The organism is Vibrio sp. D3 (assembly GCF_043995865.1).
Classification (GTDB): domain Bacteria; phylum Pseudomonadota; class Gammaproteobacteria; order Enterobacterales; family Vibrionaceae; genus Vibrio; species Vibrio diabolicus.
Genome location: NZ_CP171886.1, coordinates 1,534,420 through 1,559,669 on the forward strand (window position 1 = coordinate 1,534,420; position 25,250 = coordinate 1,559,669).

The window sequence follows — 25,250 nt, forward strand, 5'->3', positions numbered from 1 at the left end:
CGTGCAAAAAACGGTTTTCAAAGAAGTGAGACAAAAACTATGCACGCTTGCGGGCTTGCTAATCGCTTTTAGCCTTTTTATCAACTTACTAGTCCTCTCGATACCCTTGTACATGCTTCAAGTGTACAACCGAGTGATATCCTCCTATTCAACCGATACTCTACTTTTGCTCACTATTATCGTGATTGTCGCGTTACTAACTATGTCGATTATTGATATCGCTCGCGCGCAAATGAGTAAATCATTTGGTTATTGGATGGACACCAAACTGTCCACTTTTATGCTTAAGCGCAGCATTCAATACCAATCGCACACAGGGAAGAGTTACACCTCGCAAACGCTGCGAGACATTCAGAACATCAAAAGCTTTTTGAGCAGCCAAGCACCCTATCCACTATTGGATGCGCCTTGGACACCGCTGTTTATTTTGTTCGTATATTTATTGCACCCAGTATTGGGTCACATCGCGTTACTCGGGTCTATTGTATTGTTTAGTCTCGGGCTACTCAATGAGCTAATGACGCGTAAAACCATGCAAGAAAGTGAAGTTAGGGCGATCTCTCATATCAACAACGCCGAGCTAGCCACGCAAAATGCCAATTCAATTCTTGCGATGGGGATGATGAACGCGTTTTTAGAGAAATGGCAGTCGCGCGTGAATGAAGTCAATATGCTCGAAGAGCGAGTGGCAGGTAAGTCCATTTACATGGCTAACTTTTCTAAGTTTGTACGTGGTTCACTACAGATCTTCTTGTTGGGAGGCGGAGCATGGTTAGTGATCCAACATGAGATTACTGCGGGAGCGATGATCGCGAGTTCCATTTTAATGAGTCGGGCACTCTCGCCGATGGAGCAGGCGATTGGAACATGGCGAAGTGCTATGTCTGCTAAAGGCGCGTATAAACGACTAAAAGAAATCGACGCAATCGTGCGCCAAGATGAATCGAATATGCCACTGCCAAAGCCAAAAGGACACTATGAACTTACTGGGCTTGCTTATCGCCATCCTGGCACAGCAGAGCCTGTACTCTCATCGATCAACTTATCTATTCCTCCCGGAGTCGCTGTCGGAGTTATTGGCCCTTCTGGTACTGGTAAATCGACGTTTGCTCGGTTGTTATTAGGTACGATCAAGCCATTAGCAGGTAAGGTTACGCTTGATGGTATGGAAGTGTCTACTTGGGCATCGGAAGATCGCGGCGCCCATTTTGGTTATCTCGCTCAAGAAGTAGAGTTGTTTCCTGGCACAATTCGAGAGAACATCGCGCGCTTCAAAGAAGAAGACCCCGCTAAAGTCATCAAGGCGGCGCAACTAGCAGGATGTCATGAATTAATACTCAAGAAAAACAAAGGCTATGATTTCGTTATTGGCGAAAATGGCCGTGGTTTATCTGGAGGAGAAAGGCAGAGAATCGCACTTGCAAGAGCCGTTTATGGCGATCCATCTATTGTGATTTTCGATGAAGCTAATGCCAACCTTGATGGTGAAGGAGAGGCTGCATATCAACGTTTGATTGCCCATTTAAAGGCGCAAGGCTCAACGATTATCGTCATTGCCCATAATCCGAGTACATTACGACAAATGGATAGATTGCTGTATTTGGCTGAAGGTCGAGTCAAATTATACGGTGCTAAAGATGAAGTATTAAAACGCTTGATGGGCGAAGAAAGAACAGATATTCCAAGGGTAAGAAATGAGCAATCAACTGCCAGCCGTTAATCAGCATCCGTCTGAAACCGTTTATCGTTTTAGTCCGCAAGCGAAACTAAGCTTTCGAAAACCAATTTTACTTGGTGTGGTGACGCTAAGTATTTTTCTTGGTGGCCTAGGCTACTGGGCTGCGACAGCGAAATTAGAGAGTGCTGCAATTGCTTATGGCGATTTGTCTGTTCTCACTAAGCGACAAGAAATTCAACATCTAGAAGGCGGCATTATTGAAAAGCTGTACGTGCAGGAGGGAGACTTGGTTGAAAAAGGTCAATTATTAATTCAACTCTCTAAGCGACAAGCTATGGCGAAGTTGGATTCATTAAGTGGTCAGTTTATTCATACTCTAGCGAAGGAAAACCGTCTAAGTGCTGAGCTAGATGAATTGCCAACGATCGTATGGTCTGATGATCTTGAAAGTATTCCTCGCGTCGATATCGTCCAAGAAGCTCAACTGGTTCAAAACAAGATCTTTGAAGCGAGAAAGCGATTCTTTGATAGTAAGCTGAGCATCATTGAGCAGAGTATTTCTGGGGCAAATTTGGAGCTGGAAAACCTCCAGCAAACCAAAGTCATTGAGAGAGAAAGACTTAATTTTATCGCCGAAGAAATAGACAGTAACCAAGCTCTAGTTCAAAAAGGCTTTTCGGGTAAATCCACCTTACTTCAACTCAAACGTCTTGCGGCGGAAGTGCGGAGTACCTTAAGTCAGTTAGACAGACAATCACTCACAGTAAGCAAAAGGTTGGATGAAAACCAAGCGCAAATTGAAGAGTTGAAGCTTGAAAGACTAAATGAGATTGTCGAGGAGCTACGAAACACCAAAAAGGAAATCGTCGCCATTCGTGAAGAGTATCGCTCAGCCCAAGATATTGTAGCGAGAACAACCATCAATGCACCTATTGCAGGCCGTGTGGTCAACATGCAGGTGTTTACTGAAAAAGGTGTGATTGGTTCGGGTGAAACGCTATTGGAGTTGGTTCCTCAAGACGATAAGTTGTTAGTCGAGGCTCGCGTGAATCCCCAGGATATCGATTTAGTTAACCCAGGTCAGCAGGCGCATGTTCGTCTGACCGCTCTGAATGCTAGAACGTTGGCACCATTAGACGGCACGGTGTTAACGATTTCTGCGGATAAGCTTTCACAAGAAAACCAAGAGGATTTTTACCTCGCTAGAATTGCAATTTCGCAAGAAGATGTAGCCAAACACCGCTTAACTTCAGGAATGAACGCGGAAGTGCTTATTTTATCTGAACCGCGAACGCCTTTAAGTTATTTAATAAAGCCAATCACTGAAAGCATGAATCGCGCCTTTAGAGAGGAGTAATCTCAAAAGTACTTGAGTGAACACGGACAACTGACAAAATAATTTGTTATGGTTACCCGTTACTAGGCCGTATTTTAATTCTAAGGGAGCCGTGGAATGGAGAAAGTGCAGTTAGTCGTCGATTTTCTTCTCACTCATAAACTGATTTTTACCGCACTGATCTTTGTGATTATGTGGTTAATTCGTCGTACCATTTTATCGATGATTCGTGGTGACCATGCCTTTCTTTCTGAAGATCAGCGCAGCTGGATGTCCAGAACTAAGAACGGCACCTTTGCCGTTACATTACTGATTTTATTTATTTTATGGCAATCAGAAATAAACGAGTTTGCTCTAAGTGTCACGGCGATAGCGGTTGCCATTGTTGTGGCATCCAAAGAGATAATTTTGTGTTTTACAGGCTCGATTCAAAGAGCAAGCTCACGTTCTTTTCGTGTCGGTGACTGGATTGAGGTCGGTAAACTGTGCGGCGAAGTGATCGAGCACAATATGATGGCGACGGTGATTCAAGAGATCGACCTGCACCATGGTCAATATCACTACACCGGAAAAACCGCGACCTTACCCAATAGTATGTTTTTTACTTACCCAGTAAAGAACCTCAATTTTATGAAGCGCTACGTCTACCACAATTTCTCTATCGTGGTGAAAGACTTCGTTAATTTGTATCCTCTGTTACCAATCTTGACCGACAAGATTGAAGAGCATTGTAGCTACTTCAGTGATGTTGCACATCGCTACAATGCGATGATTGAAAAACACGCTGGGGTCGATCTTCCCGGTGCAGAGCCACATATGCATATTTCTAGCAATATCAATGGTGAGCAGATTTTGCATGTTATGATTTTCTGCCCGACCGATAAAGCTAACCACTTGGAGTATTTGATTCGTAAAGACTTTATGGAACTTTATGAGCAGCGCTTTCCTGTGGTGAGTGAAAAATAGAGAAGTGTCGTACGCCAGTTAAAACAAACCCCGCTATCAAACATAGCGGGGTTTGTTTTTCTAACGGTATTTCCAGCTCTAACTATATTCCCTGAATACTTAGCTGAATTTACTTTTCAGCATTAAAAACAGAAAGTAAGTACTGCCTAAAATAGCGACCAATGTGCCAGCTGCGACCTGACTTGGATAAATAGCGATTTGTCCCAGCCAATCTGCCCACAACATTAGGGTTGCACCAATTAAGGCTCCGACACTTAGTTGCTCTTTCACTTTTCTTGCTCCTAACATCATCGCCATATGGGGAGCGACCAAGCCAACAAAAGATATCGGACCAACTGTAGCGGTAGAAAAGGCGCATAATAAAGCAACGATGGTGAGCATTAGCGTATTGGCTACGGTGGGGTTAAGTCCTCGTGCATTTGAGAATTGTCGTCCGATGGAAATTAATGTTAGCCAGCGAGAAATCGCTAATACAGCGGTAAGCAGAACCATTATTGCCAAACATAGCATCAGTGCGGTGTCGGCTGTGACTCGATAAATTGAACCAGTTAGCCACAATAAAATTTTGTAACTGTCACCAGAACCTTGAGCTAGCGAAAATTGAACAAGGGCTTCTAATAGTGCCGTTAGTGCGATGCCGGACAACACGAAGTTAGATGGATTAAAATGGCTTCGTTTACCGATAATCAGCAATAACATCAATACGGACATACTTCCGAAAAAAGCGATACCCCAGTTAAATGCGGAGAGAAGTGACCCAGCGATGACTCCTGTCGTAATAATGGCAAACGTGGCTCCGGAAGACACACCGAGAATATCTGGGCTGGCCAGAGGGTTGTAAACAATGCGTTGCAAAATGATTCCGGCAACGGATAGAGCAATACCGACAGAAAGTGCGGTTAACATTCGCGGCCAGCGCAATTGCCATTGAAACTCCCCTGGCACGGACCATTGGATCCCGTTTATACCATGGGTAACGAATGAGTAAGCTAGAATCCCAACCAGACTGAATAGCGCAATGCTGCATACCGCGCGTTTAGAAAGCGCCGTTTTTCCTTGGCTCATTGAAAGGTTAAGTTGATCGGTTGCCGTCAGCTTTTTACGAGTAAACCAAATTAAAGCGGGAGCGCCAATAGCTGCAGCCGCTACGCCGCTAGGAATGGTTTCCTCTAACCATAAGCTTAGCGAGATGGCGGCAGAGTCGGTGATGATTAATAGCATTGCGCCCATTAGCATGCTGCTGATCAATTCGTCGCGTGGCGTTCTTGCCCCCATTGCTCTGGCAATATTGGGTGTCAGTAATCCGATGAAGCTGATAATGCCAACTGCGGTGATTGAGGCTGATACCAGCCAAATACCCATCACCATTAACGCACCAAACGCGGGTAATACCGCTAAGCCTCGGGCTGCTGCGCCTTCTTGTCCTAGTTTCATTAAGGTCAGAATACGTGGTGCGACGATCAAAATTACGATAGCGATAGCGCAGCGAGGCAATAACCACTCAAACCAATCCCAGCTGTATTGAGAAAGGTCTCCTGCTCCCCACATAAAGATATTCTGTGCAAACTGAGCATTTAAAATAATGATGGCTGTGGCAATAGAACCGAGCAAGATATTGATCACCATCCCTGAAACGACTAGCGGTAAACCCGTCATATTACGCACACCGGCAATAGATACGATCAGGCCAAACGCCACTAAGGCGCCTACCATTGCGGCTAATGCAGAGTAGTCGGCTACCCAATCAACAAACCAAATGTTTACCACGACTAATGCAAGCCAAGCGCCAGAAGAGGTGCCAAGAGTCAACGGCGAGGTGAGGTTGTTCTGCGTTAATTGCTGCATTAAGCTGCCAGTGAGACCAAGCATGGCACCAACAAGCAGGGTCATACTTAACCTAGGAAGCTGAGCTTGCGTAAAAAATACGTCACGAAATTCGCTCACTACCTCTGGTTTTGTTAATAATTGCCACTGTTCGAAGAGTGATAAATTAGTGTCAATTTGTAGACTAAAGACGCTAAGTAACGTAATCAGCGCCAGATAACCAATATAATGTTTCGTTCTCATTGCTTTGGTGCCAACTCTATTAGACTGTCGGTAATCGCTTCAGCGGTGTATTGCAAAGACATAGCACCGCCATACGCCCACACTGCTCTGACTGAATTTACCCGCTGCTTCTTTACAAACGGCATCGCTTGCCAAAGTGGCGAATCTTTTAGTTTGCGTTCTTCTGGAAAAGGTTGTACGTAGAGAACGTAGCTGTTTTGAAGGTTTTGAAGTCGATTAATCCGATCTTGCTTTACGCCCCACGCGCGTGGAGCCTCTTTAATTGGAGTCTGTAATCCCAGCTTTCTGACCACGTAGTCTGTGGTGGAATTTTCGGTTGCAAGAAACACCGTATTCGGCGTTGAAAAACGCATCACCAGAACACTGAGTGGTTCAGAGTAATAGTGGTGAATTCTCTGGCGCATCTGCGCAAATGAAGCATCTAATTCTGCCAGTTTCTGTTCAGCAAGAGCCTCTTTATTGAATAGCTTGCCGAGCGTACGAAAGTGACGAATGGCCGTTTCAGCTGCGGCCTCACTTTCAGAAAAATTAGGTAGATAGATTACCGGAGCAATTTGTTTGAGTAACGGAATCAAGTCTTGCTGTGGAGACGCAGCAAGGATGACATCTGGTTTCAAACTGGCTATTTTTTCTAAGTTGGGCTCTGCTCGGGTTCCAATATCTTCGATTGACTCTGGCGCAGTTGGATTAACTACCCATTGGCGGTAGCCTGGTAAATTGGGAGCGGCAATTGGTTCCATGCCTAGCGCCAAAACTTGTTCTAGGATGTCCCAATTTAAGGCAATAACGCGCTGCGGCGCTTGCTCAAAACTATGCTCACCATATTCATCGGTAACGGTGATGACTGCATTTGCATTAGTCATAAAAAATGCTAACAGAAAAGCAGATTGTGTAACCACAGTAAGTAAACGAGCTATTATGCGCATACAACAGCCACCTTTTGGCTCGCCAATGTGTTGGCTGGAGTTGGATGATCAATGAGCTTAATCGGTGACTCATACAACTCAGAAAGGCGCTCCTCATCTAGCAGCATGTCGGCGTTGCCTTCGAACGCAATTTGACCTTTTTTGAGCGCGACAATGTGCGTTGCGTAGCGCAGTGCTAAGTTCAGATCGTGCAGGATCACGATAATGCCTACGTTCTCGGTTCGATTCAGCTCTGCCAGTAGCGCCATCAATTGAAATTGATGGTGAACATCGAGCGCGGAGGTCGGTTCATCGAGAATCAAAATCGGTGATTGTTGAGCCAACAGCATAGACACCCAAGCGCGTTGGCGCTCACCACCCGATAAATCGTCCGCTAATGCTTGAGCAAAAGGTGTAACTCCTGTTCGTTCCATAGCCTGCGTGATGATCTGTTTGTCTTCTGTTTTCCAACGACCAAGTGCCCCACACCACGGAAAGCGACCTAAGCGCACTAGCTCTTCTACCGTTAAACCAGCCGAAGAGGGCAGCTTTTGTGGCAAATAGGCGATCTGTTTTGCCAACTCTTTGGTTTTGAGTGATGAAAGGGAAGTATCGTTTAGTGTTACCGTGCCTTTATCTGGTGGCATTTGACCAGAAAGCAGGTTCACCAGTGTCGACTTACCTGAACCGTTATGGCCTAAAACGACCGTTAGCTCATTTGTTGGGATGTTAAGTTGTTCGATGCCGAGGATCTGACGTCCACCTCGAACGATCTCAATATTAGACAGTTGAAACATGGATGACTCTTAGGAGGAAACTCCCCTCAAGAGAGGGGAGTAGGAAGTTCAATTACCAGCGGTAGTTTGCGTTTAGCATGACAGAGCGAGACTGGCCGTAGTAACACCAATAATCGCAACCTGAAACAAACTCTTTATCCAGAATGTTGTTCACGTTTAGCTGTGCTTGCCACTGTGAAGTGATGTCGTAAGTGATTGACGCATCCCAAAGAGTGACTGAAGGAACAGTTAGGTTCGAGCTTTTAGGGTTATCTTTTGACTCACCTACGTAGCGCACACCAGTACCGATATTGAGGCCTGGAATCAGGCTGTAGGCGCTGTAGTCTACCCATGCAGAGGCTTGATGTTCAGGAATAAGTGCGGCTTGTTTTTTACCTTGGCCAAAGCTTTCGTCTGTTTTCGCTTTGGTGTAGGTGTAGCTTGCCATCAGTTTTAGATCGTCGGTTAGCTGCGCCGTGCTTTCTAGCTCAATACCTTGAGATGTCACTTCACCTGTTTGTGTCGCAATCCATGTTGATGGGTTGGTCACCAACGCGTTCTTTTGCGTGATGTCGAACCATGCAAGGTTGATAAAGCCATCCATAAAGCTTGGCTCATACTTCACACCCACTTCTACTTGCTCGCCTTCCAGCGGTTTGTATAGCTCATTGGTTGCCGCATCAATGGTGCTGATCACTTCAAACGATTGAGAGTAGTTTACGTAAGGTGACAGACCATTGTTTGCAAGGAACATCACACCCGCGCTGAGAGACAACTGACCATCATCACGAGATTCACTTTGGTTAACGGTAGCGCCTTTGCCAGAGTTTTCTGTTTTCACCCAGTCGTAACGAGCACCCACGTTACCAATCCATTGTTCATGCAGTTTCAATTGGTATTGCGAGTAGAAACTTGCTTGAGATTTCTCAATCTCACGTTTCACGTTGTTGGCAGGATCAAGTGGGGTGAAGTTGCCGTAAACTGGGTTCCACGGGTTGATGGTGCCAAACGCGTAGTTGTCCTGCTCGTCTCCATCGGTTTTGTGGAATTGCAGATCCATACCGACAAGCACCGTGTGCTCTGCGTTGTCTGTCATCCAGTTGCCGACAGCATTGTTATCGAACGTGATGCTCTGGTTTTTGCCGTCACGGAATACGATGCCTTGCGTTAATTCTTCTTTCGCTGGATCGTTGTTTGAGAACGCGTAAGAGCTGCGCAAGTACAACTCATTCGAACCGTAGTTGAGGTTTTGCGAGAATGACCACGTGTCATTGATGTCGTGCTCTAGTAAGTAACCTAGAGAAAACTGCGTGCGTTCGTATTTATCGTAGTTTGGCTGACCAAGGTTAGTCGAAGGATCGATTTTGCCAAAGTTAGAACCAATCAGAGTACCTGCTGCCGGGAAGAATGGGTTAGTTGGTACACCGTCATCATGAAGGTAAGTAGCCAAAACGGTCAGCATTGTACGGTCAGAAATGTCGAACTCGACACTTGGCGCTAGGTAGAAACGCTCGTTATTGGTGCCGTCCAGTTCACCGTCTTGGCTTGTCATCAAGCCAACCAAACGATAGCGCACGGTGCCTGCGTCGTTTGCTTCGTCAGCAATGTCAAAACCTACGGATTGGTGTTGGTTGTTGCCAACTTCGACTTTTACTTCGCCTTGAGGCGTAAACGTTGGTTTTTTCTGCACCGCATTCACGATACCGCCTGGTGCCGATTCACCAAACAGAATAGCTGATGGGCCTTTAACGATTTCTACACTTTCTAGGCCGTAAGGCTCGACTAACCATGTGTAGTAACCATCGCGGAATAGGCGGTTGCCGTTTAGGTAAGTCGCTGCATCAAATCCACGAACTTTGAACCAATCAGTGTCGTTGTCTGCGCCATAAGGTTGAGCGGTTACACCAGACGTGTAGCGTAATGCTTCGTCCAATTTTTGCGGTGCACGAACACGAAGTTCATCTTCAGAAATGATAGATACGCTGCGCGGTGTTTCTGCCGCAGGGGTTTCTACTTTAAGTGCTTGCGCGGTGACCGTAATAGTCTCCATTGCAATAATGTCATCTTGTACAACGTCTTCTTGAGCTTGTGCTGTGAATGCAACCACTGCTGCTGTTGGTGCCAAAGCACAGACCAACGCGTTACGGATCGCGATGGTCAGTAAGTTATTCTTTGTCATAAATATATTCCCGACAATTATGATTAACGCTAAGCTTAATTGTAATTATTATCATTTGAACTTTTGTTTCGGTATTTTACTGACTTTTGTATCAAAAGATAGTAAAACGTTCGCAAATTCATTCGCGGTACTTAAAGTCGTTGTTATGTTCAATTGGTTTGAAAAACTGACCCAACCCTTTCCCCAGATGGAAACCGAAAAGCCACCGAAGACACTTTTTGGCTTCTGTCGCTTTTACACTCGTGGCTTTGAAGCCCCTTTACTTGTTATGGCTGTGTTCAGTGCGCTTATTGCCATTACTGAGGTGACGCTGTTGCGTTATATGGGCGAGCTCGTCGATATTCTCTCTAATCAAGATCGCGCAACATTCTGGCAAGATCAGGGTGATCGCATGCTAATGATGCTGTTCTTAGTGGCGGTTGTGATGCCAGTTCTCGGTTTTGTCCACTCAATGGTGATGCACCAAACGTTATTGGGTAACTACCCGATGTCTATCCGTTGGTTGATTCACCGTTACTTGCTAAAACAAGCGGTTGGATTTTTCCAACGTGACTTTGCAGGCCGAGTTGCGACCAAAGTGATGCAAAGTGCGTTAGCGGTACGAGAAACGGTCATGAAGTTGGTGGATGTACTGGTTTATATCAGCGTTTATTTTCTTTCGATGCTTTGGATGATGGGCGAGGCCGATGGTTTGCTGATGTTGCCTATTGTGATTTGGATAGGAATGTACGCGGTTATCCAGTTCTACTTTATCCCTAAAATGAAACAAGTAGCGACAGAGCAAGCGGATGCTCGTTCTGTAATGACTGGGCGCATTGTCGATTCTTACACCAACATTTCTACCGTAAAACTATTCGCTCATTCACAGCGAGAGTTGGAATACGCAGAAAGCAGCATGAAGCAGTTTTTGGTGACGGTTTACCGCCAAATGCGCATGGTGACTTGTTTACTGTTTAGTGTTGATGCCATCAACTATTTGCTGCTGATGTCTATTAGTGCCATTTCGGTTTATCTATGGCTAGATCACGCTGTAACAATTGGTGCTATTGCGATTGCCATCAGTATTGCGTTGCGCGTACAAGGTATGTCGAAGTGGATCATGTGGGAAGTTAGCGCACTGTTTGAAAACATCGGTACAGTAGTAGACGGTATAAATACGATTTCAAACGATGTTGAAGTGAAAGACGTACCAAATGCTAAGCCTTTGCAAATCTCTCAAGGTGAGATCTGCTTTGATCACGTAGGTTTTAACTACAGTGATGAGAAGGCAGTATTTGAGAACTTGAATCTGACTATCAAACCGGGCGAAAAAGTCGGCATTGTCGGTCGTTCTGGGGCAGGCAAATCCACGTTGGTTAACCTGTTGCTGCGTTTTTACGACGTAAATACGGGGAAAATTTGTATTGATGGACAGGATATTTCTCAAGTCGAACAAGAGTCGCTGCGCCAACACATTGGTATGATCACGCAAGACACCTCTTTGCTACATCGCTCAATTAAGGAAAACATTCTTTACGGTGATCCAGATGCTTCAATGGATGCCGTTATCGCAGCTGCTGAAAAAGCACACGCTCATGATTTCATTCAATCTCTAAGAGACGAGCAAGGTAACGTTGGCTATGACGTTGAAGTTGGGGAGCGCGGCGTGAAGCTGTCTGGCGGTCAGCGTCAACGTGTGGCGATTGCTCGCGTGCTGCTGAAAAACGCGCCAATTTTGATCATGGATGAAGCAACGTCTGCACTTGATTCAGAAGTAGAATCGGCAATTCAAGAAAACCTTGAAGTTCTGATGGAAGGAAAAACTGTGATTGCGATTGCTCACCGTTTATCAACGATTGCCGCGATGGATCGTTTGATTGTGATGGATGACGGCAAAATCATTGAGCAAGGCTCGCATTACGAGCTGCTGCAATTGGGTGGTGTTTACGCTCAGTTGTGGAAGCATCAAACCGGCGGCTTTTTGTCTGAGCAAGGTGATGCTCAACTGCAAGTCATCTAATATGACGCTACACGAAAGAGGAGCAAATGCTCCTCTTTTTTGTGTCTGTCATTTATACCGAGTGGGTGGGCGTCAATGGGAAACGTTAACTTGTGATTATTCATTAAGTTAGGCCAACTTAATGATGGTTATGTTTATAACTGCCTGTCGTTATTGAATTTTTTACGCTTTTTTTACGCGAACTCCGAATGGGCTTTTGCTAAAGTTTCTGCATCGAATTTTGGTTGATGTACTTTATGTTTGCTCATTGGCGAGATAACACATTTATTTTTTCTGCCATCGTGATTGTTGGCGCGGTTGCGGCCTCATGGCTGTTGGACCAATTGTTTGGCTCTACAGCTGCGGTCCTGCTGATTTTGCAGTTAGCAGTTGTGGTGGTGGCGTTTCAATGCAACTCGCGATTCGCTTATGCGGCGGCGGTGATCGAAGCGTTGAGCTTCAACTTCTTTTTCACGACGCCTCGTTACTCTTTGCAGATGTTTCGCCCGGAAGACATTTTTAATCTAGTCGTGTTTATGGTGGTGGCATTTATCACCAGTACCTTTGCGGATCTCTATCGTCGCCAGCAGGGCGAGTTAAAACAAACCAAGTTGCAAAACAGCATCCTGCTATCGGTGTCCCATGACCTACGCACGCCGCTGGCAACCATTATTGGAACACTGACCACACTCAACGAGTACATGCCCAAGCTCAATGACTTAGAGCGCAAAGAATTGCTCGACAGTGCGACTTCAGAAAGCCACCGCTTGCATCAATATATAGAGAACCTCTTACAGGCGACTAAGCTCCAACATGGCACATTAAAAATTACCAAAAAAGATGAGCCTATTGCGAATATTGTGCAGGATGCAGTTTCTCGTTTGCCGAATTACACCGAGAAAGTATCCATGAATATGGATTATGCCGTAGGCTATTTGTCAGTAAGTCGTTCGCTCATCGAACAAGCGATTTTTAATGTGCTGGATAATGCCATGCGATTTTCGCCAGAGAGTGAATCTGTTGAGGTTTCTCTTTCTAAGCAGGGTTCGTCGTGCGTGATTGATGTTCGGGACATGGGGATTGGCATCAAAGCTGAAGATGCGGAAAAAATATTCAGCCTTTTCTATTCCGGCGCGAACAACAAATCGGCCGATTCAGGCACCGGAATGGGACTCGCGGTTGCCAAAGGCATCATCACCGCGCACCAAGGAGAGATTCAATCTATGCCAGTATCAGAAGGGACGCTGATCCGCATTCGACTTCCACTCAATCAAGGAGCAGAGCAGGCGTGAGTTACAAAGTTTTAGTCGTGGACGATGAGCCTCGCATTCATACCTTTATTCGAATTTCGCTGTCTGCTGAAGGGTTTGATTACATTGGCGCGAGTACCATTGCAGAAGCCAAAGCGTGTTTCGAAGCGCATTCGCCGCACGTCATTCTGCTAGATTTAGGCTTGCCCGACGGCGATGGGACGGAGTTCCTCACTACGCTTCGTCAGACGTATAAAACGCCAGTGTTAGTGCTGACAGCTCGTGATCAAGAAAAGGAAAAAATCCGCCTTTTAGAAGCGGGCGCGAATGATTACTTGAGCAAGCCTTTTGGCGTAAAAGAGCTCATCGCGCGCATCAAAGTGCTGGTTCGAGATTTGGTGGATGAGCAAGCCGTCGCTGATGAGCTGGTGGCTGGCCGAGTCAAAATCATCAAAAGTACTCACCAATTTTGGTTGGATCAGAGGGAAATTCCACTCACCAAGAAAGAGTTTTCCTTCATTGAACAGTTGATTCTCAAGCCGGGAAAACTCATTGAGCAAACTCATTTGCTATCGGTAATGTGGGGAAAAAGTCATATCGAAGATACCCACTACTTACGCGTGTTAGTGAGTCAACTACGCAAAAAACTGAACGATAGTGCTGACGAACAGCGGCTATTAAAAACCGAGCCGGGGCTGGGTTATCGTTTAGTGCTTGAGACGTCCAAGCACCACTAAATTCCAAATTTAATCAACGTTAATGCCAAGGTTTAGTGCTGGTTATCGGCACTCGAACAGGATTCGTGTTGCCTATTTTCCGTGACGGAAAGTCAGTCTAGCCCTTAGCGCATTAGCATTTTCTATACATAAAACACAGTTAGGGATTGATATGGCTCACTTTACAGTAATTGGTTTAGGGCGATTTGGCGTTGCCGCCAGCTTAGAACTTATTCATCTTGGACACACGGTAACGGGGGTGGATAGCGACCCGAAAATCGTCGAAAAATACGTCGAAGAGTTAACGCAAGCGGTTATATGTGACGCAACAGACGAAGGTGCACTCAGAGAGTTAGCGCTAGCGAACAGTGATGTGGTGTTGGTGGCGATTGGTGAAGACATGCAAGCCAGTTTGTTGTGTACGCTGGCGCTGAAAAATCTGGGTGTGAAATCCATTTGGGTCAAAGCGAGCACCAAAGCACACCACACCATCGTATCTAAGCTGGGTGTACAACGCATTATTCATCCGGAAGAGGAGATGGGCGTAAGAGTCGCGCAGGCACTCAACTATCCGATGGTGAACAACTATTTGGAAATGGGGCATGGTTTGTATGTGGTGGAAATCCACGTTAAATCCAATCTGCACAATACGCCGCTTTCTAAGTTGATCAGCCGAGGCAGTTACAACATTCAGCCTATCTTGGTGAAGCGCGAAGAAGCCGTCTACACCAATATCAATGATGAGTTTGTGCTTAATGAGTTCGACACGCTGTTGCTTTGTGGTAGTCGCGCTGAGCTGAAATACGTCGCTCCAAGGTTGGTGTAACATGGTTTTGTGGCATCCCGCTATTATCCCAATCGAGCGAAAACCCAAAGCGGGCAAAAAATTGTTGGGCGCACCGCCATTAATACTTAGCCTCAGTTTTGCGTGCTTGATCATTCTCGGCACGGTCTTACTCAAACTGCCGATTGCCACCACAGAGCCCATCACTTGGATTCAAAGCCTGTTTACTGCGACATCGGCCATTACGGTGACGGGATTAGTTGTGGTGGACACGGGCACGGCGTTTACGCCTTTTGGGCAAGTGGTTATTGCTTTCCTGATTCAATGTGGTGGCCTAGGTTTAATGACGTTTGCCATCGTGACCTTGCTGGCTCTGGGCGGAAAAATTGGCTTTTTGGAGCGAGCCGTCGCGAGAGAGGCGTTCAACCAAACTGACTCGTCGACACTCATTGCCACTGCTAAATCTGTATTGATGTTCGCTCTGCTCGTTGAACTTATTGGTTTCACTATTTTGAGCGTTTATTGGAGTGAAGAGCTGGGCTGGAAAACCAGTTTGTTCCATGGTTTCTTCTACACCATCAGTGCGTTTAACAATGCAGGTTTTGCGTTAAGTGCCGATAGCTTAATGCCTTACGTGGACGACCCGGTTGTTAACTTCACTATTACCAGTTTGTTCATTATTGGTGGTTTAGGCTTCTCGGTTTGGATTGACTTAAAACGCAATCGCCGTTGGCACCGACTCACCGTTTACAGTCGAATGATGATCTTAGGCACGGTGATCATTAACGTGGTGGCACTTATTGCGATTTACCTGATTGAATATGACAACCCCAACACGCTTGCCCCTTTGAGCGAAGCAGGGAAATGGTGGGCATCGTGGTTTCAAGCGGTGACGCCAAGAACGGCGGGGTTCAATACTTTAGCTATCGATCAGTTGGAAGATGCCACAACGGCGATCATTCTGGTGTTGATGTTTATCGGCGGTGGATCATTGAGCACGGCAAGTGGCATTAAAGTTGTGACATTTATGGTGTTAGTCTTGGCAACTTACAGCTATTTGCGTCGCGATGAAGCAACCTATGCGTTTCAACGTGAGATTCCCAAAGAGACCATCAGCAAGGCATTGGCGCTGACTCTGATCTCGGTGGGCGTGACTTGGTTTGCCATATTCACGCTGTTACTGACCGAGAAAGCGTCTATGTTAGACATTATGTTCGAAGCGGTCTCGGCGCTGGGTACGGTTGGGTTATCGCGAGGCTTAACGGGCAGTTTGTCCGAACCGGGTGAGCTAGTGATCATCTTCATGATGTTTATGGGGCGATTAGGGCCTCTTACTTTGGCGTACTTCTTAGCCAGTCCAAGAAAGAAAAAAGCGCGTTACGCGAGTACTAAACTGGCAATAGGGTAAATAGGCTAACTCGAAGAAAGTGAGCAAAAGGCTAGGCAAAAGAGGAGTAACTGCTCCTCTTTTTGTGCTCGTTGTAGCCACGAAACTGTATACGGTTGCCTCTCTCACAACAATTTATGATTCATCTCTATTTTTTATCATTTATAAATTGTCGTTTTTGAGGTGTTGTCCAGAATGGCATTATCCACGTGCAACATAAGATTGCCGGGAATAAAAATAATTACAATACTGCCTTACTGGAAGATACATGAAAATCAAACCCCTCCCGCCTTTAAATAGCCTCGTTGCGTTTGAAGCGTCGGCGCGGCACTTGAGTTTTACGTTAGCCGCTGACGAGCTAAACGTGACCCAAGGTGCTATCAGTCGCCAAATTAGACAATTAGAAGAATACTTGGGCAAGGCTATGTTCACGAGAGCCAATCGAAGCATTAACTTAACGCCTACAGGTCTTCAATATTATCAAGCCGTCAGCCAATCTTTGCTCGATATTGCTCAAATTACGGGTGAAGTGAAGAAGTGGCAGGGCGAACAAAAGATCACGGTTGCGACGACAAATGCAATGGCAGCCTTGTGGTTGTTGCCTAAGGTTGCTCAATTTCAAAATGAACATGATGACATCGATATAAGGATATTGGCCTCAGATAATGTGTTGGACTTACGCCGATTAGATTGCGATATCGCCTTGTTTTATTGTCGCACTCCACCTGCGGAAATGGATGTGACAACGCTATTTTCAGAAGAAGTATTCCCTGTGTGTAGCCCGCTTTATTTAGAGAAAATCGGCCAGCCTAGTGAGCCAGAAGAAATCTTCAATAAAACGTTACTCTATCTGGAAGAGTCTCAAAGAGATTGGGTGAATTGGGAGCAGTGGTTTGCAAGTGTGGGGTTGCCAAATATTTCGCCTCGTAATCGCATGAACATCAATAACTATCCAATGCTGTTACAAGCGGCAATTAATGGTCAGGGCATCGCGTTAGCCTGGGGCTCATTAGTGGACGACTATTTACAAAGCGGCGCTTTGGTTAGGCCAGTCGAACACGTGCTTTCAACACCTTCCAATTTCTCTATGCTTGAACCTAAAAATAGAGGTTTAATCCCAGCAAGCGTCAAACGTTTTAGAGAATGGCTTTTGCATCAGTTGCCAGATGAGGTAGGTGATCGAGGCTTAGCCTAAATCAATAAGTGGAGAAAAGAACAGAGTTTGGTAATGTTAAAAAAGCGGGAATATCAGTTCCCGCTTTGTTTGAATTGATTGGATGAAATGACGCACTAAGTGAGTGCTGGTCCTTGATTGAGTGTCGAATCATCTTTCAGCGAGGATGTTGAAGTAATAGGTTCAGAAGCTACCGTTTTGCTTTCAACAAGCGGTTCAACAGGACCATCAAGTTTCTCTTGCTCTGGGTGAACATGCTCAGGAAGCATTGCCCATGGCTTAGGTTCGCGTCGAATACTATGGAACAGCGTTAAGCTCATCACCGCGATAAAAATGGCGATAGGGAAACCGGCAATAATGGAGGCCGTTTGCATTGCTTTTAAACCTCCTGCGTATAGAAGCACTCCCGCAATGGCAGCGATCATGATTCCCCACAATACGCGTATAGACGTAGGAGGCTCACTGTGTCCAGCGGCATCGAGGGTACATAGAACCAAGGTACCCGAGTCAGCGGAGGTAATGAAATAAGTACCGAGTAATAGACACGCAAGCACGCTAAGTAGTTTACCAAACATACCTGTATCTAGATTGTCGAATAGCGTAAACAAAGCGCGTGTCGTATCGGCTTTAGTCGCTTCAAGAATCGGGCCGCCAGAAAAATCTGCAGGTGGTGTTTGTTTTGCTTCTTGTGCCGCAGTGACTTGCTCTTGATGAGCAACACGAGCGTCTTGCTCTACCTTCAACGCTGCACCACCAAATACTGAAATCCATAAAAAAGTGATTAGCGTAGGTACAATTAATGCACCACCGATAAGTTCACGTATTGTGCGTCCTTTAGAGATACGAGCTACAAACATGCCAACGAAAGGTGCCCAAGTCATCCACCAAGGCCAGTAATAAGCCGTCCACCAGTTTTGCCAGCCAGAGTCATTCTGTGCATCGCTCCATAAGCTCATACCGACAATGTTTTGTGCATAAAGCCCCGTGCTTTCAAGTAGCGTATTTAAGATATAGCGAGTTGGGCCAATATAAAGTACGACCAGCACGAGTGCGAGTGAAAGCAGCATGTTCCATTCTGATAAACGGCGAATACCTTTCCCTACACCAGATAGCACCGACGCAACCGCACAAGTACAAAGGGAAACGATAATAAAGAGTTGAATCCCCAAACTAATGTCTAGACCAAAGGCTTGATTCAAACCAGAGTTTATTTGGATAACTCCCATCCCCAAGGTTTGAGAGATACCGAAAGCAGTCACCGCGACTGTTAGGATATCAACCGTGTGCCCGATAGGCCCATAAATACGATCGCCAATCAAAGGGTACAAGATAGAGCGTAGGGTAAAAGGCAGATCTTTACGGTAGGAAAAGTAGGCTAATGCGAGTGCAACAATAATAAAGACAGACCAAGGGTGTAGACCCCAGTGAAAGAATGTCAGCTTCATTGATGTTGTTGCGGCTTCATTGGTCAGGCCTTGAGTAAATGGGTTGTCAGCGTAATGCCACATCGGTTCGGCGACCGACCAGAAAATTAAGCCTATCCCCATGCCTCCGGAAAAAAGCATGGATACCCAAGACAAATAACTAAACTCTGGTTTTTCGTCATCTTTACTCAAACGAATATGTCCATATCGACTAACCATAAGATAAAGAAGAAAACCGACAACGAGTGAAACAAGTCCGATGTAAAACCACTTCATATTCTGCAGCAAAATGCCGGAAATCGTTTCGAAGTATTGACCCGCTTGGTTGGCGAGAATGGCGCAGAAAAGTACAAAACCGATAACGACGATCTTTGATGCGATAGTCACAGTCGGATTGAGTCCTTTCAATATCCCAGATGTTGCTCTCATAGGCATCCCTCACAGTGCTTTTGTTTTAGCGTTATTGTTTGTTGCGTTATTGTTAATTTTTGAAAGAGAGTAGAGAGAGGGCTTTTGTGTTTCAACTGATTAATACTCATCGGTTAATGAGTATTAATCATGACAAGAAGAACCTTTTTAATTAAAAGGTTATTTTGTTGTTTGAGATCAATGCACGAATGACAAAAACTCATCCAAACCCGGCGAAAAAGTCGTTTGTTTGTTGCTGGGTTGTTAATCAAAATCATCTCCACTAACACAACACGATGTTGTACGCACTGGATGCAACTCGACTCTCGGAGATAAGAATATGAGCAATGTCAACCAAACCATTATTCCTGTTGAACTTGTTGATAATGTACTGAACCCAATCAGTGAAGCAACAGGAATGCCGAATCAGGCCTACACCAGCGAAGAGTATTTTACTTTTGAGCGTGATCAGGTGTTTGGTAACACTTGGGTATGCATTGGTTTTGCATCAGACCTGCTTAAAAATGGCTATGTGATGCCACTTGATTTCATGAATCTTCCACTACTCATGATGAGAAATCGTCAAGGTGAAGTCCAAGTCTTCCACAACGTATGTAGTCATCGTGGTATGAAGCTGGTGCATGAGGCAGGCGAAGTTCAAGGCATGATTCGCTGTCCTTACCATTCATGGACGTACGATCTTGACGGCAATCTAAAAGGCACACCACACATCGGTGGTATCGCAAAACACAAAGATGATCGATTTAAGTGTGAAAAACACGGCCTTAAGCCACTTCGTTCAGCCGTTTGGATGGACATGGTATTCGTTAACTTATCGGGCAATGCAGAAAGCTTTGAAGATCATATCGCGCCGCTAGAGCAACGTTGGCAGCAGTTCTTAGGTGAAGATGGGTTAGGTCTTCTTCGCCGCGTGAACATGGGTGGCAACTTAGAGATCGAAGTGAAAAGTAACTGGAAGCTTGCCGTAGAAAACTACTGTGAGGCTTACCACTTACCTTGGGTGCATCCGAGTTTGAACAGTTATTCTCGCCTAGAGGATCACTACAACATCATGTTTGCAGAGCGCTTTGCTGGTCAAGGTAGTCTCGCGTACAACCTTTCTGATACAGCAGGAACACACTTACCTAAATTTCCAAGCTGGCCAGAAGATAAACTGCGTCATGCAGAATACGTTGCACTCTTTCCAAACGTGTTGCTTGGTATTCAAGCCGATCATGCCTTTGCAATGATGATTGAACCAATCACTGCGAATAAGAGTGTTGAGCACCTACGTGTTTTCTATGTGGGTGATGAAGCAACGAAAGATGAGTTTGCTGCGTGTCGTACCGCTACCGTTGAGTCGTGGCGAGTCGTGTTCGGCGAAGATATTGGAGCGGTCGAAGGTATGCAGGAAGGTCGTTACTCACCTGGCTTTAGTGGTGGCGTGTTCTCACCAGAAATGGATGTTCCGACGCATTTCTTCCAAACCTGGTTGGCAAAGCAAGTGAAAGCGGCACTGGAGCAGTAAGATGATGCATTACCTTAATTATATTGATGGAGAGTGGTGCGATTCAGAGCAAGCGCTGACCGTCATGAATCCTGGCACAGCCGAAGCGTATGCGACGATTGCAGAAGCCACTATCACCGATGCCGATCGCGCAATGGCAGCGGCACGCCGAGTGGTCAATCAAGGCCTTCTTTCGGACGTTCGTCCAGCCGTCAGAACCGAGTGGATGTTAAAAGCCGCCGCAGCTATTCGTGAAATGGTTGATGAAGGTGGGTTAGTTGCCTGTCGTGAAAATGGGAAATCTTTGCAAGATGCCAAAGATGAGTTTTTAGAGTCGGCACGTTACTTTGAATACTACGCAGGCATGGCCGACAAGCTGGAAGGCACGTCAATTCCGTTGGGTAAAGACTATGTCGACTTCACTCAATATGTGCCGTTTGGCGTGTCGGTGCAGATTGTGCCGTGGAATTTCCCAGTTTCTATTTGTGCACGCTCATTGGCACCAGCATTAGCTGCTGGTAATGCAGTGGTGATCAAATCGCCAGAGATTTCTCCACTTGCCATGACACTGTTGATTAAAGCGATTGAAAAAGCGGGCTTCCCGAAAGGCACGATTAACCTGCTATGTGGCAAAGGTTCTGTGGTTGGCAGTCATTTGGTGCAGCACCAAGACGTTGATCAAATTGTCTTTACGGGTTCGGTACCGACCGGCCAACGCATCCTGAAAGATTCAGCGCAACGCGCCACACCATCTGTGATGGAGCTGGGTGGTAAATCGGCCGCTATCGCACTGAAAGATGTGAGTCTCGAAACGCTTTTACAAAGCGTTCAAGTCGGTATTTTCTTTAACGCGGGTCAAGTTTGTTCGGCAATGTCTCGTTTGCTGATTCAAAAAGAGCGTTATGAAGAAGTAAAAGCGGCGGTTGTGGAAATGGCAAAAAGCCTAACCATTGGCCAAGGCGAAAGCCAGCCGGACATCACACCGTTGGTATCGGCTGATCAACAAGCACGCGTGCTTGAAATGATAGAGCAAGCAAAAGCCGACGGCGCAAACATCCTGACGGGTGGCTACGCACCTGATCTATCGGGTTACTTTGTGGCACCAACAGTGATTGAAGCCACGCCAGATATGCGCATTGCACAAGAAGAAGTGTTTGGTCCTGTGTTGGTGATTACACCGTTTGAAACTGAGCAAGAAGCAATCGAGATCGCGAATGGCACCGATTTTGGCCTGGTCGCTGGTGTCTTTGGTGAAAGCCTAAACCAAACATTGCGTGTGGCGCAGCAACTGCGTGGTGGGCAAGTGTTCATCAATGAATGGTTTGCTGGTGGTATCGAAACACCATTTGGTGGCGTGGGCTTGTCCGGTTTTGGGCGAGAAAAAGGACAAGAAGCGATTTATAGCTATGTCCAGACACGCAATATTGCCATTCGTTTGCAGCAAGACAGCAACGTATAGCTACCGTGTAACTTGATTTTCATCACCTCGCACCGGCTTGGATTTCAGACCACAAGCTAGGGCGAGGTTGATGGAATCGCTACAAATCTGACAGCGGTTTGTAAACACGGAAATTCTGAACAAGGTAGTTGGAGTAAAAGTGATGAGAAAGTGGCTCTGTATTATTTGCGGCTTAATCTATGATGAAGCACAAGGTTGGCCATCCGATGGCATTGCACCAGGAACAGCATGGGAAGATGTGCCGGATGATTGGTTATGCCCCGACTGTTTAGTGGGTAAGGCCGATTTTGAAATGATCGAAATCACCGACGATACGCCAGTAGAAGAGGTCGCGGCAGTGTCTTCGGTGTCGGTAGGATCGTCTGTTCAGCCAAATGCGGCTCAGCCACTTCCATCTGAAGTCACTCAGCCTATATTTTCAGCTGACCCTATCGTTATCATCGGTAGTGGCCACAGTGGTTACCAGTTGGCAGCGGCACTTAGAGCGCAATCTGAAACGGTTCCGATCACTGTCTTTACCGCTGATGATGGCGCACTGTACAGCAAGCCTGCCTTGTCTAATGCACTGGTCATGAATAAAGACGGCGACGCGCTACAAAGTGAAAGCGCGTTGGAGTGGGAAAGCCGTCTCAATATCCGCGTTTACCCGCATACCCGTGTTGAACATATCGATCGTGCCAATTCAACGCTACATACCTCCATCGGTAAATACGCCTACAGTCGCTTGGTACTGGCAACAGGTGCATCACCGATTGAAATCCCAATTGAGGGTGATCGCTCTTGTGTTATGAGTGTGAACGACTTAGTTGATTACCGGCGTTTCAGAGCGGAGCTGCAAGACAAAAAGCGCATCGCAATCCTAGGTGATGGCTTAATTGGCTGTGAGTTCGCGAATGACCTGATCGAAAGCGGTTATGAAGTAACAGTTATCGGGTTAGGTCAATGGCCAATGGAGCGTTTGATCCCGCAACAGTTGGGTGAATCATTACAAAGTGCACTTGCCGATCGAGGCGTGCAATGGGCTCTACAAGACAGTATCGCCAGAATCGAGCCAAGGTCCGAATCAAGCGCGGTTTTGCATCTAAACAGTGGCAAGCAAATTGAAGCAGACCTAGTGCTAAGCGCGGTTGGACTCAAGCCAAATGTATCGCTGGCTGAGCAAGCAGGGCTCGAAGTGGGCCGCGGCATTAAAGTGAATCAATTCGGCCAGACGAGTGATGAGAGTATTTACTCGCTAGGCGACTGTGTTGAAACCGAGCAAGGTTGGCAGCCGTATATTGCGCCGATTAATCAAATGATTCCTTCCGTAGCGAAAAGCTTGCTAGGCGATGTCGCGTCAATCTCGTTAACGCCAACTCCTGTGATTGTAAAAACGCCGATTCTTCCACTCACTATTTTCCCGGTTGCCCCGAACGAACTGGGACAATGGTATATCGAGAGTCAGGCAGATGAATTGACCGCTGCGTTTTATTCTCCTGAGGGAACGATGCTTGGCTTTGCGTTGCTAGGAAGAAAAGTACAGTCATTACGTAGTCCTTGGCTAGATCAATTGTCATTGAAACTTTCAGCAGCGTAACGGAGAAAGAAGATGATTCATTTACCCAATGATGATGCAACATGTGGTTGGTACCATGCGTTGCCAAGTATTGCAGAAAAACCAGCGTTAAAAGGTAAACAAACTGCTGACTATGCCGTGCTAGGTGCCGGTTTCGCTGGACTAGCTATGGCAAGACGTTTAGCTGAGCTTCAGCCTAACGCACGAATTATACTGATTGATGCGCAACGTATCGGCCAAGGGGCGTCAGGGAGAAATTCGGGCTTTGTGATCGATTTGCCTCATAAGTTTTCACTTGAGCATCCCGACCCTGAGCACAAACAAAAGTTGTTATCGCTCAACCGTTCTGCGATTGCTCAGCTAGACACTTTAGTGTCGAAGCACAGTATTTCTTGTCAGTGGTCAGCAAAGGGCAAATATCAAGGAGCCGTAGGGGCGCGCGGTGAAGCGTATCTCGATCACTTTGAGCACCTAATGAAAGACCTTGGCGAACCATACTTCCATGTTAATGGCAGTGAGCTGGCGAAAGTTTTAGGGACAAATTACTACAGCCGCGCAATTTACACGCCAGGTGGTTATTTAATGCAACCTGCTGCTCTGGTGCGTGGGCTAGGGGAAAGCCTTCCAGAGAATGTCGAGTTGTTAGAAAACTCGCCAATCCGCAAACTCAGTAAAGAAAACGGTTACTGGGTATTACATGGAGATAGTGGTTCTGTTGAAACCACTGAACTGTTACTTGGCACCAGCATTTTTACTCGTGAGTTTGGTTACCTTAAAAACAGATTACTGCCAGTGATGACGTTTGCAAGCTGGACGCGTCCATTGACCGACGCAGAAATGCAACGATACGGAGGTGAGCTGAATTGGGGTTTAACTCCAGCAGATCATGCGGGAACGACGTTACGTATGACCGCCGATCGACGTATTTTGATCCGAAATACTTACAAACACGTGCCGAAATATGGCTCAAGCATGAACGATAAAGTCAGAGAGCAAATCCGAGACGATCATCGTCAAGTCTTTTTGGCGCGTTACCCCGAGCTGGCCGACATACCATTTACTCACACATGGGGTGGGGTATATGCCATCTCTCGTAACTTTACTAACTTTTTTGGTCAATTAGATGAAGGTGTTTATGCCAGCGCTTGTGACAATGGTGTTGGTGCTGCGTGGGGAACTATTTCTGGAACGCTGTTAGCTGACTATGTCGTAGGTGCGACATCTAAATCATTGGATGACATACAGCAAGTGACAGGGATGCCTTGTTTGAATCCGCCAGAGCCTTTTTTAGGCATGGGAGTAAAAACGCGTATCCAATTAGCAAAATGGCAAAGCAGGAGTGAGTTATGAAGCAAGTCAAACTCGTTGATAGTAAAAACCTAGATTTTAATGTTCGTGGTGATACGCCGGGAATGGCGTACGTAGCCCGAGCGTTAAGCCCAGAAATCTCACCAAACATTGGCGTAGGCTTTGCTAAATGGGAAGGCGCTCAAGTGGCTTGGACGGTGCTTTATGATGAGGTTATTTTTGTGATTGAAGGCTGTTTCGAGCTGACCGCAAATGGTGAGACACATTTTGTGCACCCAGGTCAGATGCTATGGATCCCGGAAGGAACCGAGCTGGTTTATGGTGGGCATGCTCTATTCGGCTACGTGGTTCATCCAGGAAACTGGAAAGAGCTACACGGGATTGAATGATTTG

General features: G+C 46.1%; 19 protein-coding genes and 1 pseudogene. 15 read left to right on the forward strand and 5 right to left on the reverse strand.

Annotation, left to right across the window (positions count from 1 at the left end):
• Nucleotide 1 precedes the first annotated feature (1 nt).
• The 3 genes from ACHFJ9_RS06690 to ACHFJ9_RS06700 all read left to right on the forward strand — a co-directional run bounded on the left by ACHFJ9_RS06690 (nt 2) and on the right by ACHFJ9_RS06700 (nt 3,980).
• Entirely contained in the window at nt 2-1,720 is a 1,719-nt protein-coding gene (locus ACHFJ9_RS06690; protein WP_317420430.1) for a type I secretion system permease/ATPase, read from the forward strand.
• Nucleotides 1,695-3,035 carry an HlyD family type I secretion periplasmic adaptor subunit gene (locus tag ACHFJ9_RS06695; RefSeq protein ID WP_005392416.1) on the forward strand — a complete coding sequence of 447 codons (1,341 nt, stop codon included), beginning with the start codon at nt 1,695-1,697 and terminating at the stop codon, nt 3,033-3,035. The genes ACHFJ9_RS06690 and ACHFJ9_RS06695 overlap by 26 nt, the downstream gene beginning before the upstream one ends.
• A gap of 96 nt (nt 3,036-3,131) precedes the next feature.
• The gene (locus ACHFJ9_RS06700; protein WP_258666182.1) at nt 3,132-3,980 is read left to right on the forward strand and encodes a mechanosensitive ion channel family protein; all 849 of its coding nucleotides are present in this window, start codon (nt 3,132-3,134) and stop codon (nt 3,978-3,980) included.
• A 99-nt stretch (nt 3,981-4,079) separates the two neighbouring features.
• On the opposite strand, the gene fhuB is transcribed toward ACHFJ9_RS06700, so the two are convergent.
• Genes fhuB through ACHFJ9_RS06720 form a run of 4 tightly spaced genes read right to left on the reverse strand, consistent with a single transcriptional unit; the run spans nt 4,080 to nt 9,907 of the window.
• Nucleotides 4,080-6,047, reverse strand: a complete 1,968-nt coding sequence (gene fhuB, locus ACHFJ9_RS06705) for a Fe(3+)-hydroxamate ABC transporter permease FhuB (protein WP_395354374.1) — start codon at nt 6,045-6,047, stop codon at nt 4,080-4,082.
• On the reverse strand, nt 6,044-6,973 hold the full coding sequence (locus ACHFJ9_RS06710) for an iron-siderophore ABC transporter substrate-binding protein (RefSeq protein ID WP_395354376.1): 930 nt from the start codon (nt 6,971-6,973) through the stop codon (nt 6,044-6,046). Before ACHFJ9_RS06710 ends, fhuB begins: the two co-directional genes overlap by 4 nt.
• Nucleotides 6,964-7,749 carry an ABC transporter ATP-binding protein gene (locus ACHFJ9_RS06715; protein WP_395354378.1) on the reverse strand — a complete coding sequence of 262 codons (786 nt, stop codon included), beginning with the start codon at nt 7,747-7,749 and terminating at the stop codon, nt 6,964-6,966. Before ACHFJ9_RS06715 ends, ACHFJ9_RS06710 begins: the two co-directional genes overlap by 10 nt.
• 52 nt (nt 7,750-7,801) lie before the next feature.
• Nucleotides 7,802-9,907, reverse strand: a complete 2,106-nt coding sequence (locus tag ACHFJ9_RS06720; protein ID WP_395354380.1) for a TonB-dependent siderophore receptor — start codon at nt 9,905-9,907, stop codon at nt 7,802-7,804.
• A gap of 145 nt (nt 9,908-10,052) precedes the next feature.
• Here ACHFJ9_RS06720 and ACHFJ9_RS06725 point away from each other — a divergent pair, with 145 nt between their 5' ends.
• From ACHFJ9_RS06725 to ACHFJ9_RS06750, 6 genes are all read left to right on the forward strand, one after another.
• Nucleotides 10,053-11,906, forward strand: coding sequence for an ABC transporter ATP-binding protein (locus ACHFJ9_RS06725; protein ID WP_395354382.1), 1,854 nt, complete (start codon nt 10,053-10,055; stop codon nt 11,904-11,906).
• A gap of 227 nt (nt 11,907-12,133) precedes the next feature.
• A complete protein-coding gene (locus tag ACHFJ9_RS06730; protein ID WP_395355350.1) occupies nt 12,134-13,177 on the forward strand; it encodes an ATP-binding protein in 1,044 nt (347 codons plus the stop codon).
• Entirely contained in the window at nt 13,174-13,872 is a 699-nt protein-coding gene (locus ACHFJ9_RS06735; protein ID WP_395354384.1) for a response regulator transcription factor, read from the forward strand. The genes ACHFJ9_RS06730 and ACHFJ9_RS06735 overlap by 4 nt, the downstream gene beginning before the upstream one ends.
• A gap of 151 nt (nt 13,873-14,023) precedes the next feature.
• Nucleotides 14,024-14,677 (forward strand): TrkA family potassium uptake protein, encoded by a 654-nt coding sequence (locus tag ACHFJ9_RS06740; RefSeq protein ID WP_317396569.1) that lies wholly within the window; start codon nt 14,024-14,026, stop codon nt 14,675-14,677.
• 1 nt (nt 14,678) lies between these two features.
• Entirely contained in the window at nt 14,679-16,043 is a 1,365-nt protein-coding gene (locus ACHFJ9_RS06745; RefSeq protein WP_025535287.1) for a TrkH family potassium uptake protein, read from the forward strand.
• Nucleotides 16,044-16,290: 247 nt separating this feature from the next.
• Entirely contained in the window at nt 16,291-17,217 is a 927-nt protein-coding gene (locus ACHFJ9_RS06750; RefSeq protein ID WP_005392445.1) for a LysR substrate-binding domain-containing protein, read from the forward strand.
• Between the two features lie 95 nt (nt 17,218-17,312).
• Here the strand turns inward: ACHFJ9_RS06750 and ACHFJ9_RS06755 are convergent, their stop codons facing one another.
• Nucleotides 17,313-19,049, reverse strand: a complete 1,737-nt coding sequence (locus ACHFJ9_RS06755) for a BCCT family transporter (protein ID WP_114322813.1) — start codon at nt 19,047-19,049, stop codon at nt 17,313-17,315.
• A 319-nt stretch (nt 19,050-19,368) separates the two neighbouring features.
• Here ACHFJ9_RS06755 and ACHFJ9_RS06760 point away from each other — a divergent pair, with 319 nt between their 5' ends.
• The 6 genes and pseudogenes from ACHFJ9_RS06760 to ACHFJ9_RS06785 all read left to right on the forward strand — a co-directional run bounded on the left by ACHFJ9_RS06760 (nt 19,369) and on the right by ACHFJ9_RS06785 (nt 25,246).
• Nucleotides 19,369-20,556, forward strand: a complete 1,188-nt coding sequence (locus ACHFJ9_RS06760; protein WP_005392447.1) for an aromatic ring-hydroxylating oxygenase subunit alpha — start codon at nt 19,369-19,371, stop codon at nt 20,554-20,556.
• 1 nt (nt 20,557) lies between these two features.
• A complete protein-coding gene (locus ACHFJ9_RS06765; protein ID WP_258431273.1) occupies nt 20,558-21,994 on the forward strand; it encodes an aldehyde dehydrogenase family protein in 1,437 nt (478 codons plus the stop codon).
• Nucleotides 21,995-22,136: 142 nt separating this feature from the next.
• Nucleotides 22,137-22,298, forward strand: a pseudogene (locus ACHFJ9_RS06770) (rubredoxin); the annotation flags it as partial.
• A complete protein-coding gene (locus ACHFJ9_RS06775) occupies nt 22,287-23,570 on the forward strand; it encodes an NAD(P)/FAD-dependent oxidoreductase (protein WP_395355352.1) in 1,284 nt (427 codons plus the stop codon). The pseudogene ACHFJ9_RS06770 and the gene ACHFJ9_RS06775, both read left to right, overlap by 12 nt.
• Before the next feature lie 12 nt (nt 23,571-23,582).
• Nucleotides 23,583-24,899, forward strand: a complete 1,317-nt coding sequence (locus tag ACHFJ9_RS06780) for an NAD(P)/FAD-dependent oxidoreductase (RefSeq protein ID WP_395354389.1) — start codon at nt 23,583-23,585, stop codon at nt 24,897-24,899.
• Nucleotides 24,896-25,246 (forward strand): ethanolamine utilization protein EutQ, encoded by a 351-nt coding sequence (locus ACHFJ9_RS06785; RefSeq protein WP_025768531.1) that lies wholly within the window; start codon nt 24,896-24,898, stop codon nt 25,244-25,246. Before ACHFJ9_RS06780 ends, ACHFJ9_RS06785 begins: the two co-directional genes overlap by 4 nt.
• Nucleotides 25,247-25,250 lie beyond the last annotated feature (4 nt).

Coding starts and splice junctions, on each gene's coding strand:
- ACHFJ9_RS06695 (WP_005392416.1), top strand. CDS start 1,695: ATGAGCAATCAACTGCCAGCCGTTAATCAGCATCCGTCTGAAACCGTT.
- ACHFJ9_RS06700 (WP_258666182.1), top strand. CDS start 3,132: ATGGAGAAAGTGCAGTTAGTCGTCGATTTTCTTCTCACTCATAAACTG.
- fhuB (WP_395354374.1), bottom strand. CDS start 6,047: ATGAGAACGAAACATTATATTGGTTATCTGGCGCTGATTACGTTACTT.
- ACHFJ9_RS06710 (WP_395354376.1), bottom strand. CDS start 6,973: ATGCGCATAATAGCTCGTTTACTTACTGTGGTTACACAATCTGCTTTT.
- ACHFJ9_RS06715 (WP_395354378.1), bottom strand. CDS start 7,749: ATGTTTCAACTGTCTAATATTGAGATCGTTCGAGGTGGACGTCAGATC.
- ACHFJ9_RS06720 (WP_395354380.1), bottom strand. CDS start 9,907: ATGACAAAGAATAACTTACTGACCATCGCGATCCGTAACGCGTTGGTC.
- ACHFJ9_RS06725 (WP_395354382.1), top strand. CDS start 10,053: ATGTTCAATTGGTTTGAAAAACTGACCCAACCCTTTCCCCAGATGGAA.
- ACHFJ9_RS06730 (WP_395355350.1), top strand. CDS start 12,134: ATGTACTTTATGTTTGCTCATTGGCGAGATAACACATTTATTTTTTCT.
- ACHFJ9_RS06740 (WP_317396569.1), top strand. CDS start 14,024: ATGGCTCACTTTACAGTAATTGGTTTAGGGCGATTTGGCGTTGCCGCC.
- ACHFJ9_RS06745 (WP_025535287.1), top strand. CDS start 14,679: ATGGTTTTGTGGCATCCCGCTATTATCCCAATCGAGCGAAAACCCAAA.
- ACHFJ9_RS06750 (WP_005392445.1), top strand. CDS start 16,291: ATGAAAATCAAACCCCTCCCGCCTTTAAATAGCCTCGTTGCGTTTGAA.
- ACHFJ9_RS06755 (WP_114322813.1), bottom strand. CDS start 19,049: ATGAGAGCAACATCTGGGATATTGAAAGGACTCAATCCGACTGTGACT.
- ACHFJ9_RS06760 (WP_005392447.1), top strand. CDS start 19,369: ATGAGCAATGTCAACCAAACCATTATTCCTGTTGAACTTGTTGATAAT.
- ACHFJ9_RS06765 (WP_258431273.1), top strand. CDS start 20,558: ATGATGCATTACCTTAATTATATTGATGGAGAGTGGTGCGATTCAGAG.
- ACHFJ9_RS06775 (WP_395355352.1), top strand. CDS start 22,287: ATGATCGAAATCACCGACGATACGCCAGTAGAAGAGGTCGCGGCAGTG.
- ACHFJ9_RS06780 (WP_395354389.1), top strand. CDS start 23,583: ATGATTCATTTACCCAATGATGATGCAACATGTGGTTGGTACCATGCG.
- ACHFJ9_RS06785 (WP_025768531.1), top strand. CDS start 24,896: ATGAAGCAAGTCAAACTCGTTGATAGTAAAAACCTAGATTTTAATGTT.